General features: G+C 54.4%; 13 protein-coding genes and 1 pseudogene. 11 read left to right on the top strand and 3 right to left on the bottom strand.

Going from position 1 to position 16374, the window contains the following annotated elements; translation table 11 throughout:
• The 9 genes and pseudogenes from ACIGCM_RS11270 to ACIGCM_RS11230 all read left to right on the top strand — a co-directional run bounded on the left by ACIGCM_RS11270 (position 1) and on the right by ACIGCM_RS11230 (position 10923).
• Positions 1-603, top strand: a complete 603-nt coding sequence (locus ACIGCM_RS11270) for a DsbA family protein (protein WP_397502718.1) — start codon at positions 1-3, stop codon at positions 601-603.
• Positions 596-2374, top strand: a complete 1779-nt coding sequence (locus tag ACIGCM_RS11265; RefSeq protein WP_397502148.1) for an ABC transporter ATP-binding protein — start codon at positions 596-598, stop codon at positions 2372-2374. Before ACIGCM_RS11270 ends, ACIGCM_RS11265 begins: the two co-directional genes overlap by 8 nt.
• Before the next feature lie 174 nt (positions 2375-2548).
• On the top strand, positions 2549-3787 hold the full coding sequence (locus tag ACIGCM_RS11260) for an alpha/beta fold hydrolase (protein WP_397502147.1): 1239 nt from the start codon (positions 2549-2551) through the stop codon (positions 3785-3787).
• A gap of 384 nt (positions 3788-4171) precedes the next feature.
• The gene (gene hppD / locus ACIGCM_RS11255; RefSeq protein ID WP_397502146.1) at positions 4172-5254 is read left to right on the top strand and encodes a 4-hydroxyphenylpyruvate dioxygenase; all 1083 of its coding nucleotides are present in this window, start codon (positions 4172-4174) and stop codon (positions 5252-5254) included.
• 62 nt (positions 5255-5316) lie between these two features.
• Positions 5317-6300 carry a fumarylacetoacetate hydrolase family protein gene (locus tag ACIGCM_RS11250; protein WP_397502145.1) on the top strand — a complete coding sequence of 328 codons (984 nt, stop codon included), beginning with the start codon at positions 5317-5319 and terminating at the stop codon, positions 6298-6300.
• Entirely contained in the window at positions 6293-6955 is a 663-nt protein-coding gene (gene maiA, locus ACIGCM_RS11245; protein WP_397502144.1) for a maleylacetoacetate isomerase, read from the top strand. The genes ACIGCM_RS11250 and maiA overlap by 8 nt, the downstream gene beginning before the upstream one ends.
• A 117-nt stretch (positions 6956-7072) precedes the next feature.
• Positions 7073-8533, top strand: coding sequence for a sodium-dependent transporter (locus ACIGCM_RS11240; protein ID WP_397502143.1), 1461 nt, complete (start codon positions 7073-7075; stop codon positions 8531-8533).
• Positions 8534-8967: 434 nt separating this feature from the next.
• A pseudogene (locus ACIGCM_RS11235) lies at positions 8968-10068 on the top strand (HAMP domain-containing protein); the annotation flags it as partial.
• Positions 10042-10923, top strand: coding sequence for a methyl-accepting chemotaxis protein (locus tag ACIGCM_RS11230; protein ID WP_397502717.1), 882 nt, complete (start codon positions 10042-10044; stop codon positions 10921-10923). The pseudogene ACIGCM_RS11235 and the gene ACIGCM_RS11230, both read left to right, overlap by 27 nt.
• Positions 10924-11078: 155 nt before the next feature.
• Here the strand turns inward: ACIGCM_RS11230 and ACIGCM_RS11225 are convergent, their stop codons facing one another.
• A complete protein-coding gene (locus ACIGCM_RS11225) occupies positions 11079-12137 on the bottom strand; it encodes a metal-dependent hydrolase (RefSeq protein WP_397502142.1) in 1059 nt (352 codons plus the stop codon).
• Between the two features lie 159 nt (positions 12138-12296).
• On the opposite strand from ACIGCM_RS11225, the gene arfB reads away from it, so the two are divergent.
• Entirely contained in the window at positions 12297-12710 is a 414-nt protein-coding gene (arfB, locus tag ACIGCM_RS11220) for an alternative ribosome rescue aminoacyl-tRNA hydrolase ArfB (RefSeq protein WP_397502716.1), read from the top strand.
• A 28-nt stretch (positions 12711-12738) separates the two neighbouring features.
• Here the strand turns inward: arfB and dkgB are convergent, their stop codons facing one another.
• A complete protein-coding gene (gene dkgB / locus ACIGCM_RS11215) occupies positions 12739-13539 on the bottom strand; it encodes a 2,5-didehydrogluconate reductase DkgB (protein ID WP_397502141.1) in 801 nt (266 codons plus the stop codon).
• A gap of 230 nt (positions 13540-13769) precedes the next feature.
• On the opposite strand from dkgB, the gene ACIGCM_RS11210 reads away from it, so the two are divergent.
• Positions 13770-14660 carry a LysR substrate-binding domain-containing protein gene (locus ACIGCM_RS11210; protein ID WP_397502140.1) on the top strand — a complete coding sequence of 297 codons (891 nt, stop codon included), beginning with the start codon at positions 13770-13772 and terminating at the stop codon, positions 14658-14660.
• Positions 14661-14790: 130 nt separating this feature from the next.
• Here ACIGCM_RS11210 and ACIGCM_RS11205 read toward each other — a convergent pair whose 3' ends face one another.
• Positions 14791-16338 carry a nucleobase:cation symporter-2 family protein gene (locus ACIGCM_RS11205; protein ID WP_397502139.1) on the bottom strand — a complete coding sequence of 516 codons (1548 nt, stop codon included), beginning with the start codon at positions 16336-16338 and terminating at the stop codon, positions 14791-14793.
• Positions 16339-16374 lie beyond the last annotated feature (36 nt).

Raw genomic sequence — 16374 nt, 5'->3', positions numbered from 1 at the left:
ATGTGTTCGTGGTGCTGGGGGTTTGCCCCGGTTTTTCAGTCCCTCGCAGAGCAGGCGCAGGCCCAAGGCGTTGAATTACACCTTATTGCCGGTGGTTTGCGCACCGGCAGTGGCGCCGCGCTGGACAGCACCAAACGCAAGTACATCCTTGAGCACTGGCAGGCTGTAGCAGATGCAACGGGGCAGCCTTTCAAGTTTGACGGCGCTTTGCCTGATGGCTTTGTTTACGACACTGAGCCTGCGTGCCGAGCCTTGGTCACGGCACGAAATCTTGACCCTCAAAGCGCTTGGCCGTTGGTTAAATTAATTCAGCAGGCGTTCTATGCTGAAGGTCGCGATGTCACTCAGGCCAGTGTTTTAGTCGAGCTTGCCGAGCAGGCCGGCCTGCCGCGCATTGTCTTTGCCGAAGCATTCGACAGTGCCGAGCAGCACAGCGCGACAGCCGCCGACTTCACTTGGGTCCAGGACTTGGGCATAGCTGGTTTCCCAACCCTGCTGGCTGAGCGTGAAGGGCAACTTGCACTCTTGACCAATGGTTATCAGCCGCTTGAAAGTTTGTCGCCTTTACTGGCGCGTTGGTTAGAGCGCGCTGCCAATGCGTGACCGGCTAAGCTGGGCGGAAATTCGCCGTCTGGCTTTGCGCCATCGTAAAGCCTTGATTCTGGCCAATGCTGTGGCAGTGCTGGCGACCGTCTGCAGTGTGCCCATTCCGCTGTTACTGCCACTGTTGGTTGATGAAGTCCTGCTTAAGCAGGGTGATTCCGCCTTGCAGGTCATGAACAATTTCTTGCCAGTTGCTTGGCAAAGTGCGACTGGCTACATCGGCCTGATGCTCGCGTTGACATTTTTGCTGCGGGCCAGCGCGTTGATTTTCAACGTGCTGCAAGCGCGATTGTTTGCTCGGCTGTCGAAAGACATCGTTTATCGGATTCGGGTCCGGCTGATCGAACGCCTCAAGCGCATATCGTTATCCGAGTACGAAAGTCTTGGCAGCGGCACCGTGACCACACACCTGGTGACTGACCTCGACACCTTGGATAAATTTGTCGGCGAAACCTTGAGTCGTTTTCTGGTGGCGATCCTGACGCTGGCCGGCACTTCGGCGATCCTGGTCTGGATGCATTGGCAATTAGCTTTACTGATCTTGCTATTCAACCCGTTGGTTATCTACGCCACGGTGCAACTCGGCAAGCGGGTCAAGCACCTCAAGAAGCTGGAAAACGACAGCACCTCACGCTTCACTCAAGCATTAACCGAAACCCTGGATGCGATTCAGGAAATTCGTGCAGGAAATCGCCAGGGCTTTTTCCTGGGCCGGCTCGGTACGCGTGCCCAGGAAGTGCGTAATTTTGCCGTCGCCTCCCAATGGAAAAGCGATGCGTCAAGCCGAGCCAGTGGGTTGTTATTCCAGTTTGGGATTGATGTGTTCCGCGCTGCGGCGATGCTCACCGTACTGTTTTCTGATTTGTCGATTGGGCAAATGCTCGCGGTGTTCAGCTACCTGTGGTTTATGATCGGTCCGGTGGAGCAGTTGCTCAGCCTGCAATACGCTTTTTATGCGGCAGGTGGCGCGCTGTCGCGTATTAATGAGCTGCTTGCACGCACGGATGAGCCGCAATACGCCGGCGGCGCTGACCCTTTCAGTGGGCGTGAAACCGTTGGCATCGAGATCGAAAAGCTGACCTTTTCCTATCAAGATGAGCCGGTGCTTGACCAGTTGAACCTGCGTATTGCACCGGGCGAAAAAGTAGCCATTGTGGGTGCAAGTGGCGGTGGTAAAAGTACCTTGGTGCAATTGCTGCTGGGGTTATACAGCGCGCAAAGTGGTTCGATTCGATACGGTGGGTGCAGCCTGCAGGATATCGGTCTTGAGCAGGTGCGCGAAAATGTGGCGGTGGTGTTGCAGCATCCAGCTTTGTTCAACGACTCGGTTCGCGCCAATTTGTGCATGGGGCGCGAGCGCAGTGATGATGCCTGCTGGCACGCACTGGAAATAGCCCAGCTTGCCACCACTATTCGCCAATTACCCAAAGGCCTGGACAGTATTGTTGGCCGTTCTGGCGTGCGTTTATCAGGTGGCCAGCGTCAGCGCTTGGCCATTGCCCGGATGGTGCTGGCCGAGCCTAAAGTAGTGATTCTCGACGAAGCGACCTCGGCGCTGGATGCCGCCACCGAGTATGCCCTGCATCAAGCCATGAGCAGCTTTTTGGTTGGGCGCACCACCTTGATCATCGCTCACCGGTTATCAGCGGTGAAACAGGCTGATCGCGTATTGGTATTTGATGGCGGTCGTATTGCCGAAGATGGCGACCATCATCAATTGATAGCCGATGGTGGTCTGTATGCACGGCTCTATGGACACCTTCAGCAGTGATCAGTGCAAGGCGGTACGACTGGTAGCGAGCTGCTAGGGTTGTAGCTAATAGAATTTAGCTAACACTTGGCGTAATGAATGGTTGCGATCTGCGTCTAATTAGCCATCGCCCACCTTCGCCGGATTCTATGGAGAATCATTCTGGCGTAACGATTAACCGCGAGGGATATGTGAATGAATCGAGTCAAGGTTGAGTTTACCGGCAGTTTAGGCCAGCAATTGGCAGGCTTGTTAGAGCTGCCAAATAGCCCGCAACCGGTAAAGTATTACGCACTTTTTGCCCATTGTTTTACCTGTGGCAAAGACATTGCCGCCGCCTCACGAATTAGCCGTGAGCTTGCCGATCAAGGCATTGCGGTGCTGCGCTTTGACTTCACTGGGCTGGGTAACAGTGACGGTGATTTCGCCAACACCAACTTTACGTCCAACGTCCAAGATCTGGTTGCCGCAGCGAAAATGCTTGAGGCCGAGTACGCAGCGCCAAAGTTGATCATCGGCCATAGTCTTGGCGGCGCAGCGGTACTTTCAGCGGTCGATAAAATCCCCTCACTGCAAGCGGTCGCGACCATTGCCGCGCCTTCTAACGCGCATCATGTGCAGCACCTATTCGCCAGTTCAAAAGATGAAATCCAAGCGCAGGGCGAAGCCAAGGTTAAGCTGGGGCTGCGTGAGTTTTCGATTAAGAAGCAGTTGATTGAAGACCTCGATCAATACACCGATTTACAGCACATCGCGCGCCTGCGTCGGCCCCTCATCGTTTTTCACTCGCCGATTGATAACATTGTGCCCGTCGATGAAGCCGCGAAAATTTTTACCGCAGCCAAGCATCCGAAAAGCTTTGTGTCCCTAGATAACGCCGATCACTTGCTGAGCAAGAAGGAAGATGCTCGTTATGTCGCCAAGACCCTGGCTGCCTGGGCTGAGCGCTACATTGAAGTGCCAGTAGCAACTTCTGTTGCATCAGAGCTGCAAGAAGGTCACGTGCTGGTGACTGAGCTGGACAAGAAGTTTCTGCGCGGTCTTTATACCAGTGCGCATCATTGGGTTGCCGATGAGCCGCCAAGCGTGGGTGGTTCAAATCTGGGGCCAACACCCTACGCATTGCTGTTGATGAGTCTGGGCGCTTGCACCTCGATGACGATTCGTATGTACGCTGCACGCAAGGGTATTCCGCTGGAGGATATCGATATTCGCCTGGTCCATGACCGTGTCCATGCTGAGGATTGTGCGGCCTGTGAAGGGCGCGATGGTCAGATAGAGCGCATCCAGCGCTTTATTAGCTTCAAGGGCGACGAACTCACTGCAGAGCAGATCGAAAGCATGATGAAGATTGCCAATCGCTGCCCGGTTCATAAAACCCTTGAGTCCAACCCAGTGATCACCACTGAACTGGAGAGCTTGTCGGGCTTTTGAGAAATAGGCCCTGGTAGGGTGGCTGGCGCTTTTCCAGCCACCCTTTGGCCCCGCGTAACCTGAGTATTTCCGCCGTGCTCCCTTTCCCCACAGTTTGCCTTTGGTGGGCAAGCTTGGCCTTGGCCATTGTGCGATTGGTTGGCGTGCATGATGGCGTTGGCAGCTTATTGAGCCGCCTTGTAACGATAAGTTTACGGGTTGTGGGCGTTGGTCAGGCGGTTCTTGTCATAAATCCAGGGCGTAAGGAAAACGTGCCACGCCAGCCTGACAAAAGGGCAATGGCGGGTCGTCTCTGTGCTTGTTTGCTCGTTGTTCTAAGGGTGTTATGGCTGCACTAAAGCTGCTCTAAGGCAGCGCATAACAGCCCTACAACAAGGAGGCGCAATGAACGCCGTGAACAAAATCGAACAGCACAATCCAATTGGTACCGATGGTTTTGAATTCGTTGAGTACACCGCTCCGACGCCCGAAGGTATTGCCCAGTTGCGTGAGTTGTTCACCGCCATGGGTTTCACCGAAACTGCAAAGCATCGTTCCAAGGAAGTGTTTTTGTTCCAGCAGCACGACATCAACTTCGTTCTCAATGGCAGCCCAACTGGCCATGTTCGCGAGTTTGGTCTCAAGCATGGTCCGAGTGCCTGCGCGATGGCATTCCGGGTTGAAAACGCTGCACAAGCTGCTGCTTATGTTGAGTCTCAAGGTGCCAAACTGGTCGGTAGCCACGCCAACTTTGGTGAGCTGAACATACCTTGCGTTGAAGGCATTGGTGGCTCGCTGCTTTACCTGGTGGACCGCTTTGGCGAGAACACCATCTATGACGTCGACTTCGAGTTTATCGAAGGCCGTACACCAAATGACAACGCCGTTGGCCTGGTCAGCCTTGATCACCTGACGCATAACGTTAAGCGCGGGCAGATGGATGTGTGGTCGGGCTTCTACGAGCGCATCGCCAACTTCCGCGAGATTCGCTATTTCGATATTGAGGGCAAACTCACCGGCTTGCTGTCGCGGGCAATGACGGCACCCTGCGGCAAGATTCGCATCCCGATCAACGAGTCGGCAGATGACAAGTCGCAGATTGAAGAGTTTATCCGTGAATATCAGGGTGAAGGCATCCAGCACATTGCCCTGAGCACAGAGGATATTTTTGCCACCGTGCGTCAGTTACGTGCCAATGGTGTCGACTTCATGAGCACGCCAGGCACCTATTACGACAAGGTTGATACCCGCGTCGCTGGGCATGGTGAGTCAACTGAAACCCTGCGTGAGCTGAGCATTTTGATTGATGGTGCACCGGGCGATGACGGCATCTTGCTGCAGATTTTTACCAATACGGTGATTGGCCCGATTTTCTTTGAAATTATCCAGCGCAAAGGTAATCAGGGCTTCGGGGAAGGCAATTTCAAGGCCTTGTTCGAGTCGATTGAGGAAGATCAGGTCCGTCGTGGTGTGATCGCCGCCGACTAATCTTCTAGCTGGCGCAGCAAATCGTGCTGCGCCATAGCCTGCACCCATTTTAAGGTTTGATTATGAAGTTAGCCTCACTCAAGCACGGTCGTGATGGAACCCTGGTTGTGGTTTCTCGCGACCTTAGCCGCGCTATCAGCGTTCCTGCTATTGCCGCGACCCTACAAATCGCGCTGGATGACTGGGCAACTATTCGTCCGCAACTTGAGGCGGTGTACCAGCGTTTAAATGACGGCCTCGAATCCGCTGCCTTCGCCTTCGACCAAGGTGCTTGCCACAGCCCATTGCCACGTGCCTTTCATTGGGCCGATGGTAGCGCCTATGTGAATCATGTGGAGTTGGTGCGCAAAGCCCGTGGCGCTGAAATGCCCGAGAGCTTCTGGCATGAGCCATTGATGTATCAAGGGGGTTCCGATTCCTTTGTTGCACCGCACAGCGCTATCCGTATGGCTGACGAGGCTTGGGGTATCGATCTGGAAGCCGAGATCGCTGTGATTACTGACGATGTGCCCATGGGCGTTAGTGCTGCTGAAGCCGCCGAGCATGTGCAACTGCTGATGCTGGTCAACGATGTGTCTCTGCGCAACCTGATTCCCGGTGAGCTGGCTAAAGGCTTTGGCTTTTATCAGAGCAAGCCTTCATCGAGTTTTTCACCGGTTGCGGTGACCCCGGATGAGCTTGGCGATAGCTGGAAAGAGGGCAAAGTGCATCGTCCTTTGGTTTCGCATATCAATGGCCAACTGTTTGGTGAGCCGGATGCTGGCACTGATATGACTTTTAACTTTCCGACACTGGTCGCGCATGCCGCCAAAAGCCGTCCCTTGGGGAGTGGCACCATCGTTGGCTCGGGCACTGTGTCGAACTACGACCGCAGTGCCGGATCGTCCTGTTTGGCGGAAAAGCGCATGCTCGAAGTGATTGAGCAGGGCGAAGCGAAAACGCCATTTCTGAAGTTTGGAGATCGCGTACGCATCGAGATGTTTGATGCTGCCGGGCAGAGCATCTTCGGCGCAATTGATCAGGCGGTGGAACGCTACGATGGCTGAGCTGACGCTCTATTCCTATTGGCGTTCCAGTGCGGCCTATCGCGTGCGAATCGCCCTTAATCTGAAAGGGCTGGCCTATCAGCAGGTGCCAGTGCATCTGGTTAAAGAGGGCGGTGAGCAACTGGCCCCTGCGTACCAGCAGCTCAATGCGCAAGGTTTGTTGCCACTGCTGGTCGATCATGTGTCGGGACGTGATGAAATCAAAATCGCCCAGTCCCTGGCAATCATCGAATACCTCGAAGAAGTCTTTCCTGTGCCTTCGCTCTTGCCTGCTGAACCTGCGCTGCGTGCGCAGGTTCGCGCGCTGGCCTTGCATATCGCATGCGAAGTTCATCCGCTGAATAACCTGCGGGTACTCAAGTACTTGACTGCCGAGTTGGGTGTCGCAGATGAAGCCAAGACCCAGTGGTACCAACATTGGGTTCACAGCGGGCTGAAAGCGGTGGAGCAGGGCTTGGCCGTGTTTGCGGGTAAGTTGTCCCTTGGTCAGAGACCTGGATATCTGGAAGCCTGCTTGATCCCGCAGGTGTATAATGCGCGCCGTTTTAACTGTGACCTCGATGCGTATCCGCGCATTCTTGCCATGACGGCGCGTTGTGAAGCCCTCGAAGCCTTTAAAAAGGCCGCTCCGGAGGTGCAACCCGACGCAACTTAAGGTTTACCAGCCTTGCGGGGAGACCGGTGTGTTAGCCACGCTGGACTCTTCATCACTCCGCCGCGCCACAAGCGTAGCGGGTTAGATCCCGTCACAGATAAAAACAACAGGTGACGCATGACCCGAGAAAAACCGAAAAACCTCTGGCTCTCTCGCTGGGGCTTTATTCTTGCTGCTACTGGCTCTGCTGTGGGGCTGGGCAATATCTGGAAATTCCCTTACATCACGGGTGAGTACGGCGGCGGTGCCTTCGTGCTGATGTACCTTGCCTGCATATTAGCCATTGGCATCCCGGTGATGATGACTGAGATCGCCATTGGTCGCCGTGGTCGTGGCAGCCCGATCGATGCAATCGGTCGTGTTGTTAAAGAAAACAACGGCAACCCGTTGTGGAAAGCGGTAGGCGGCATGGCCATGCTTGCCGGGTTTATGATCCTGTGTTTTTACGTGGTGGTGGCCGGCTGGGCCTTTGCTTATACCTGGAAAATGCTAGACGGCTCACTTGCTGCCACAAGCGTTGATGCCTTGGGAGCCGTGTTCGAAGCGCACAATGCCAACCCATGGCAACTCGGCGGCTGGAGCGTGCTGGTGGCACTGCTGACATTGTGGATCGTCGCCAAGGGCGTGCAAAAGGGCATTGAAAGCTCGGTGCGCTGGATGATGCCGGGTCTGGCAGTGATGTTGGTGGCGCTGGTTGGCTATGCGTTTACCAGCGGTAGCTTCTCAGCAGGTTTCGACTTCTTGTTCACCTTTGATGCCTCGAAGATTACAGGTGAAGCGCTGCTTGCAGCTTTGGGTCATGCCTTCTTTACCCTGAGCTTGGCATCCGGGGCGATTTTGACTTATGGCTCGTATATCCCTGACGGTCAGTCAATCGCGCGGACGACCTTTATGGTTGCCATCTGCGATACCGCTGTTGCCTTGTTGGCGGGCTTGGCCATCTTCCCGATCATCTTCGCCAACGGCATGAGCCCGAGTGCAGGTCCTGGCTTGATCTTTATGAGTTTGCCGCTGGCCTTTCAGCAGATGCCATTTGGTACGGCATTCGGTGTGCTGTTTTTCGCCATGGTTTCAATTGCGGCGTTGACTTCCGCGATCTCAATGATCGAAGCGACTGTGGCTTATCTCAACGAAAAACATGGGATCAGCCGGATGAAATCCGCCGTGGTTTCAGGTGCGGTGCTGTTGGTCATCAGCATGTTGGCGATGCTCTCATTCAATCTGCTCGCGGGTTGGACGCCAATGGGTAAGAACTTCTTTGATTGGCTCGATTATCTGACGTCACGCTGGATGATGCCCTTGGGTGGAATCTTTATCGTGCTGTTTGCCGGTTATGCGCTGCGTGATGAAATCATGCGTGACGAACTGAACTTGCCACCCCTGGGTTATGCCCTTTGGCTGTTTATGGTGCGTTATGTATGCCCGGTGCTGATCATGATCGTGTTCCTCAACGCCTTGGGCTGGTTGGGCTTTGACCCGATTGCAGGTTGGTACTGGATTGCTGGTGCCATTGGCGTGCTCACCATCTTGGGCGAGCTCTTTCGCCCACGTGTGATGCCGGTGTTAGCCGGACGTTAAGCGCTCGCGGTGGACGACGCGTCATCCGTCCACCGCCTACAACGCAGATATCTGGGTTGTACGCCGAGTTTGCTGGATAAGCTGCGTTTGTCGCACCCCCCGTTTCGGCATCGGGGACGGCGGAATCTTGTCGCATAGGGTGAGCGCTTCACCGGCAACAGCGTTGTCACATTCAGCAGAATATTGACGCCTAAGAAATGGCGAAATCTCGCCAATCATTAGTTCAGCTCAGCGTAAAGCTGCCGATAAAGCTGTACTAGAGGTTGTGATTCGTTCCTCGTGGTCCGCTGAAATGCCCGCAATAGAGGCTGTTGCCAATTGTGGCTCATTGATGGCACAAGGCTTGCGATGGTAAGGGTCCAACAATCACTGTGTCAGCCCAACCTTGCTAGCAGGCTGGCGATTTCAGTGAATAAATATAACGGAGTAGTCCCATGTCCTTGTCTGTCTCACGCCTTTTCACTGATCTTGCCGTAGGTAAAAAACTGCTGGGTGGTTTTGCCTTGGTGCTGCTGCTGACGCTGGCAGTTGCCTTGACCGGTTATTGGGCTGTGGAGGCTGTTGCAAGCAGGCATGAGCAAGTCAGTCAGTTTTCGGAAATTGATTTGGCAGTATTGGAGGCGCGCCGCTTTGAAAGTAACTTCGCGCTGAAGAAAACCCCAGAGGCGGCCGCGAAAACCACGCAACAATTAACCTTGGTTAAGCAGCTGATTGCGACGCAAATCGCTGTGGCGAATGCTGACAAAAAAGTCCAGCTGCAGGCAATGGATAAGGCCGTCACTGAATATCAACAACAGTTCGACGGCTTTGTCCGGTTTAATGATCAGTCGCGCACTGCACGGGAGCAAATGAGCAAAGCGGCAGGCGAGGCGCGTGATCAGTTTGATGTTATCGAGTTTGAGATGTATGACGCTGTGCGTGAATTGCGCCTGCAGGGAGACAACCTGAAGGGCAGTGACCCGTTGACACTGGCAGAGACCGCTTCAGGTTTGAGCAAGCGCATGCTTGACCTGCGCAGTAACGAAAACCTGTACATCATTGATAAATCTGCAGATGCCTTGAAGGATTGGAAATACACCAACGAAGACTTAGAAACCGTTGCACGCAATTTGATGATCTGGCTCACCGATGAGCAAAAAAGCTCGATCACAGCCGCCCTGGACGCGCTGAAGGTCTACCAACAAGCCTTCACCAATTATGAGCACGTGATTGATCAGAGTGAGAACGCTGAAAAAACCATGCAGCAAAAGGCGCAATCGGTGCTGGATCTGGTTCAGGCGGCCAAGGCAGTAGAAGATCAAAGTATGCTGGAAATTCGCAATCAAGCCCTGCTGGGTTTGATTGTGATAGCGCTGGCGGCCTCGGTCATCGGTGTACTGGCCGCACTGTTGATTACCCGTTCGATTGTCACTCCATTGCGCCAGGCGGTGCGCTTTGCCGAGCAAATATCTGAGGGCGATCTCAGTCAAAATATTGCCAGCAACCGCAGGGATGAAGTTGGCCAGTTGATGTCGGCCATGCAGCGCATGACCCAGAGTCTACGTGAGTTGGTCGGCCATATTGGTGGTGGCGTAGGTCAAATCGCAGCGGCAGCCGAACAGCTTTCGGCCATCACCGCGCAAACCAGTTCCGGTGTACAAGAACAGAAGCTTGAAACCGAGCAGACCGCAACCGCAATGCACCAAATGGCAGCCACTGTGCAAGAGGTCGCACAGAATGCTGATCAGGCATCGACTGCGGCGCGTGAGGCTGATCAAGAAGCGCAGCAGGGCAATCAAGTTGTGCAGCAAGCGGTTGGGCAAATCAACAGTCTTGCCGGTGAGGTCGAGCAATCTGCCCAGGCCATTCAGGCGCTCAATCTTGAAAGCGAGCGTATTGGCAGTGTGCTTGAAGTGATTCGTTCGGTTGCAGAGCAGACCAACTTGTTGGCATTGAATGCTGCTATTGAGGCAGCGCGAGCGGGCGAGCAGGGCCGAGGGTTTGCCGTAGTGGCCGATGAAGTTCGAGCCTTGGCGCAGCGAGCACACAGCTCGACCGAAGAAATCGAAGCGCTGATTGCAGGTTTGCAATCGATGGCCAAAGATGCGGTGGCGCAGATGGACAGCAGCTTGAGCCTTACTCAGCGCACCGTGGTGTTAGCCGGTCAGGCCGGTGACGCCCTGGGTCGTATTACTCAGTCGGTGAGCACCATCGAGCAGATGAACCATCAAATTGCGGCGGCAGCTGAAGAGCAAAGCAGCGTGGCTGAAAACATCAGCGAGAGCATTACCCGCGTTCGCGATATCGGTGACCAAAGCGCTTCTGCAAGCGAGCAAACCGCAGCCTCCAGTGCCGAGTTGGCGCGTCTTGGGGTTGAGCTACAAGGCTTGGTTAAGCGCTTTCGCACATAGACCTTTGTGATGGGGAGGGGGCGGCGCGTAGCCGTCCATCGTGGTTCACGCAAAAAAACCGAATATTCGAGATCGCAATGGTGGCCGAAAAAGGCGTCGACCACCCGGGAGATCCGCGTAACGGTGGATTGGGAGAGCGCGATCCGCCGCTGGTTTTAATGGCTTTGGCTGACCATTGGCTTGCTTAATTCGCTGGCCCAGAGCGCGAGTGGGATTGGGGTTTGTGGCTGCCAAATGCGTGTCCACAGGAGCTTCAAACGGTTAAAGTCCCCGCGCCCGGTTGGCCAGCGTTGGATATCAGGTTGTACCTGCCATTTGCCGTCTTGCCAGTGGGCGAAGTCAAAGCGAAAGGGGTGAAAGCCCGTCATACCTAAGCGCAGGTCGGTGACGATCAAGTGATCATCAATGCGGTCATAGCGCAATACGCCGTCGGTGAACCAGCTCAGGCGGGTCAGCGCAGGTGAGCCAGTCAGCGCTTTACCCAGTTCAGTGCCCAGCGGAATCCGTTCAAGGGTTGGCGGTGCGGTATCAAACCAGCCTGAAAGCGCCTCAAAGTAGTCATCGCCATCGATAACAATTACGCGCCATAACAGGGTATTGAAAGGTGTTGGCGTGCTGAATATTTGCTGCGCCTGAATTCCTTGCCGGGCAAGTTCTGCTTCAACGCGATGTTCAGCGACGTTTTTGCCTATCAGGCTTGAAGCCAGATAGGCGGTTGAAATTGCCAGGGCGATAGCGGGAGCTTTTGCGACTTTGCCCCGCAGGCCATAAATCAGTCCGAGGATCATCGCCACCAGCAATGGCACGGTGTAGAGCGGGTCTATGATAAAAATACTTGACCAGGCAACAGGTGTGGGTGTCATCGGCCAGAACAGTTGCGTGCCGTAACTGGTGAAGCTATCGAGCAGTGGGTGAGTGGCCAGGACCAGCCAGAGTGTCAACATCAAACGCTGGCTTGAATAACCGGCGTTTGGCCAAAAGCGCCTGACCAGAAGCGTTAATAGCAGTGCGACACCGCTCAGTACGAATATTGAGTGGCTGAAGCCACGGTGATAAGTCATCTGTGCCACGGCATCGCCGTAGTGAATCAGTACATCCATATCCGGCAGTGTGCCGAGCAACCCGCCATACAGCAGCGCTTTGCGGCCTTGCCAGCGCCCCAATAACGCGCCTTGGATGCCAGCGCCAAGCACCACCTGTGTAAGCGAATCCATTGCCAGCCCTCATATTCGAATAGCGCTTACGTTAACCGAGACTGGCCCGCGCCGATGAACTGAAATGTACTAAAAAACATTTCAGTTGAGGTCTCAATATCCGGGGTAGGACGAGCCGATGTTGTATTCTTCATGCATATTCTTGTCCAAGGTTTTGCCATGCTGGTGGTTTCAAACAGTATTCACCTCGCCGATGATGAAATTGAGCTGACTGCAATCAGGGCTCAAGGCGCAGGTGGGCAAAACGTCAACAAGGTATCCAGCGCCATGCACCTGCGTTTTGACAGTCAGGCGTCGTCCTTGCCGCCATTCTATAAGGAGCGCTTGCTAGCAATGCGTGATAGCCGGATCACCGCTGATGGTGTGGTGATTATCAAGGCCCAGCAATTTCGCACCCAAGAAAAGAATCGTGCAGATGCGCTGGAGCGTCTGAGCGAGTTGATTCGCAGTGCCGGTAAAACCGAAAAAGCCCGGCGCCCGACCAAACCAACTTTAGGCTCAAAGAAGCGCCGACTAGAAGGTAAGACCAAGCGCGGGGCTATCAAGGCTGGGCGCGGGCGAGTCGATTTTTAGCCTTGAAACCCATGCCTGCTGGCCGCCATTAATCCCAGTTAGGCGCAAAGCCTGGGTTGGCCAAGCGCTCGCCACGATCCAGTTGGGCTATTTCAGCCATTTCAGATTCGCTTAGCTTGAGGTTCATTGCCTGCAGGTTACTTTCCAGATTGTTGCGCTTGGTCGAGGAGGGGATCACAGCAAAGCCTTGCTGAAGTAGCCACGCCAGTGAAACCAGTGCCGGGGTGGTGCTGTGGGAGCTGGCGATACGCTGCAACACCGGATCATCCATTACTTTGCCGTAAGCGAGCGGCATATAAGCGGTGAGTTGCAGACCGTTTTCATGGGCAAACTCAATGACCTTGTGGTTTTGCAGGTAAGGGTGAATCTCGACTTGGTTGGTTGCGATCTGCTCTGCACCGACGGTTTCAAGCGCCTGCTGCATGTGTTTGATGGTGAAGTTTGAAATACCAATCTCACGGGTCAGGCCTTGGGCTTTGGCCTCAAGCAACGCGCTCATATATTCACTGACTTGGATCTCATCGTCAGGCGATGGCCAGTGAATCAGCGTGAGGTCGACATAATCTGTCTTCAGCTTGCTCAGGCTTTGTTTAAGGCTGGGGATCAACGCATTGCCAGCAAGGTTATCGGTCCAGATCTTGGTGGTGATATACAGGTCTTGACGAGGTATACCGCTTGCGGCAATTGCTTGGCCGACCTCGGCTTCGTTGCCATAAATCTGTGCAGTGTCGATATGCCGGTAACCGAGCTCAAGGGCCATGGTGACTGAGTCGATGACTTGTTGATCCTTTAGGCGGAATGTACCAAGGCCGAATGTTGGAAGCGTCATTGTTACTCCTAACTGCTTGAGTGAGTCGTTAAAAAATATTCAATCGATAGATCAGCTGACAGTGCTTGTTGCGGGTCAGTTCGATCCATTTGCCCGTCGGGTAAAGCAATGGATAAGGGATTTGTCGTTAAAAGCGTGTTTGCTGAGGTGCGAGTGCGCTGCAGTTTGCGCGGTTTATTTGTGCGCAGTAATACAGTTGCAGGCCTAAGATATTTGACTAAAATTCATGAATGAAAACGACATTAGATGAATTGCAAGCCTATGTGACTGTGGTGGACAGCCGCTCCATCAGTGCGGCTGCCGAGCAACTTGAGCAAACCGCCTCCGGAGTTAGCCGGGCCTTGAGCCGGCTTGAAGAAAAGCTCGATGTGACCCTGATGCGGCGCACTACCAGGCGTCTTGAGATCACTGAAGAGGGGATCGTCTTTCTGGCTCAGGCGCGCAAGATTCTGGCTTCAGTTGAAGAGGCCGAAGAGCAGATGGCACTGCGCCGTCAACTGCCTGCAGGGCGTTTGCGGGTCAATGCAGCTGCCCCTTTTGTGTTGCACAGCATTGTGCCGCTGGTGGCGGGCTTTAGGCAGCAGTATCCGGATATTGAGCTTGAGCTTAATAGCAGTGACCAGATTATTGATCTGCTTGAGCAGCGCACGGATATCGCGATACGTATTGGTCCGCTGCGCGATTCAACCCTGCATGCGCGTCTGTTAAGCACCAGCCCGAGGCGGGTTCTGGCCAGTCCAGAATATCTACGCCAGCATGGCGAGCCGAAAACAGTTGAGAGCTTAAGTCAGCACAGCTTATTGGGTTTTACTCAGCCTGAATCGCTCAATCACTGGCCGCTGCGTTGTGAGCAGGGCAACGCTTATGCAATTAACCCGAGCTTATCGGCGTCCAGCGGGGAGACGCTGCGACAACTGGCTTTGGAGGGGGCGGGTATTGTCTGTTTGGCAGGATTCATGACGGATAAGGACCGCGCCAGCGGCAGGCTGCAGCAACTACTTAAGCGCGATACCCTTGAAGCGTTGCAACCGATCAATGCGGTTTACTACCGCAATACCGCCTTGGCTTCGCGGATTACCTGCTTTATTGATTACTTGGCCCAGCACATGCCTAAGCAATAATGCCGTTGGGTGGTTGAGGCTTATGCAGCCATTATCTGCGGGGGTGGGAGCGGTTGCGTCTTGGGGATGAACTTCGCGTAACACCCTGCGGCACTTATGTGCTCGCAGGGTGCTTGATGCTTTGTTGGGCCTAGACGTGTTCCGTCGAGGGCTTGCCTGTGGCGTTCGTTCGCGCCTCGGTTGGGTTGAGTGCCGCGCTTTGTGTCTCGGCACCGATGATCGGCACTTCATCACCTTGGGCGTTGAACAACTTGCCACCTTTGAAGTAGTCGCCGTCTTCCAGTGCTTCAACATCGCGGTAGCGCAGGCTGCGCTCAGTGCCAGCCACGAACACCGACTGCTGATCTGAGTTGCCAGTGGTGAAGTGGTTGAAAGCCAGGTTCAACAGAATCGCCATGATTGCAGCTGAGCTGATACCCGAGTGGAAAATGGTTGCAAACCAGCTTGGGAAGTCATGGTAGAACGTTGGTGCTGCGATAGGGATCATGCCGAAACCGATTGAGGTAGCGACGATGATCAGGTTCATGTTGTTGCGGTAATCAACTTTCGACAGGGTACGAATACCGCTGGCTGCAACGGTGCCAAACAACACAATGCCAGCACCGCCCAGTACCGAGGTCGGCACCGCTGCAATGATTCGGCCCATTACCGGCAGCAAACCGAGCAATACAAGGAATATACCGCCAGTGGCAACCACGTAACGGCTTTTGATCCCGGTCACTGCGACCAGGCCGACGTTTTGAGCAAAAGCACTTTGAGTGAATGAGCCGAAAATCGGTGCCAGCATGCTTGAGAGCATGTCGGCGCGCAGGCCGTTACCGAGTCGCTTGGAGTCAACTTTGGTCTCGATGATTTCACCGACCGCCAGGATGTCCGCACTGGTTTCGACCAGGGTCACCATGATTACGATGCACATCGAAACAATGGCGGCAATGTGGAAGGTTGGCATGCCGAAATGAAAAGGGCTAGGCATTGCTACCAGTGCGCCATCGCCAATGCGCGAGAAGTCGGCCATGCCGAGGGTCATGGCAACCAGCGTACCGATGACCATCGATAACAGAATCGATAAGCGCGAAATGCTTGCACTGCCAAGTTTGCTCAGCAGCAACACGAAGACTAGGGTCACCGCAGCCAAGCCAATGTTGGCCATGCTGCCGAAGTCCGGTGCGTGGCTGTTACCGCCCATGGCCCAGCGAGCAGCCACCGGCATTAAGGTCAAGCCGATAGTGGTGATGACGATGCCCGTCACCAATGGCGGAAAGAACTTGATGATTTTGGAGAATATGGGGGTAATCAAGAGGCCTATTAACGAGGCGACTACCACCGCACCGAGTACGGCTGGAATACCGCCGGCACCGTCGCCTGTCACGATAGCAACCATGGTTGCTACGCCCGCAAATGAAACACCTTGAACCAGCGGCAGTTGGCAGCCAAAAAATGGCAGGCCCAGGGTTTGCAGGAGAGTGGCCAAACCACCGGCAAATAACGATGCGGTGATCAGCAGGCCGATATCGCTTGGCGATAATCCGGCTGCCTGCCCGACAATCAGCGGCACCGCGACAATGCCGCCGTACATGGTCAGGACATGCTGTAAGCCGTAAGCCATATTGGCTCCGACGCCGAGGTTTTCATCTTCAGGGCGTTGCGATGAAGCACTTTCAACTGATGGCGATTGCATAGTGAGGTGTTCCCGTTTTTTTCTTGTGTTCGTAAT

The sequence above is a fragment of the Pseudomonas sp. NPDC078700 genome, assembly GCF_044542375.1.
Taxonomy (GTDB): domain Bacteria; phylum Pseudomonadota; class Gammaproteobacteria; order Pseudomonadales; family Pseudomonadaceae; genus Aquipseudomonas.
Note: the sequence above shows the minus strand (reverse complement) of the source record. Positions and strands in the feature narration are given on the sequence as shown.